Below are 581 nucleotides of genomic sequence, written 5' to 3'. Positions count from 1 at the left end.
ATCATTGTCATCAGTGCGTGTCGGTGGAGGCCTTGCCAGGACCGGCCTTCGAAGTGATCGAGACCAAGCTCTTCCTTCATCTGCTGATGAGCCTGCTCACAGACCCATCGCGCTTTGATGGCCGCCGCTAACTGCTTCAATGTCGCCTCGGCTGGAAGATTGGAGATGTAGTATTTGCGCTCGTCGTTTGAGCGCCACTCACCAACGAGCCATGCCTCTTCCCCCGGCATGTGCTGTTGTCCCTTGTCGAGGATGCGTTGTGGGGTACCATCAGCAATCCGAATGCGCAGGGCCGAGAAGCGTGCTGTCAATCGACCTTTGGTGCCACGCCGCCAACTGACCTTCTTCCAGGTCGTTCCTTCCAGGATCGTTTCGGCTGCGCTCGAAAGAGTGTCGGGGATCGAATGCTTGCGCGGCCTTCCATGGCCGGAGACAGGAAAGATCAGTGCGACACCATGGGGATAGACCTTCTGATGCTTGGGAATGCCGACAGCCCAGGTGAGGCCACCTGCGCTCAATCCCTGTCGAAACGCAGCCGATAGACCGTAACCGGCGTCGGCAAGCACAGTGCCAAACCGCAC

The 581-nt window shown here is 58.5% G+C and carries 1 protein-coding gene; it reads right to left on the bottom strand.

Annotated elements, in window-relative coordinates; all coding sequences use genetic code 11:
* A partial coding sequence (locus tag AB6803_RS33095) for an IS701 family transposase (protein ID WP_371112793.1) occupies nt 1-581 on the bottom strand: 581 nt, incomplete at both ends.

It is taken from the genome of Rhizobium sp. RCC_161_2 (genome assembly GCF_041355235.1).
Lineage (GTDB): Bacteria > Pseudomonadota > Alphaproteobacteria > Rhizobiales > Rhizobiaceae > Rhizobium.
This window is presented reverse-complemented; position numbering and strand designations above follow the sequence as displayed.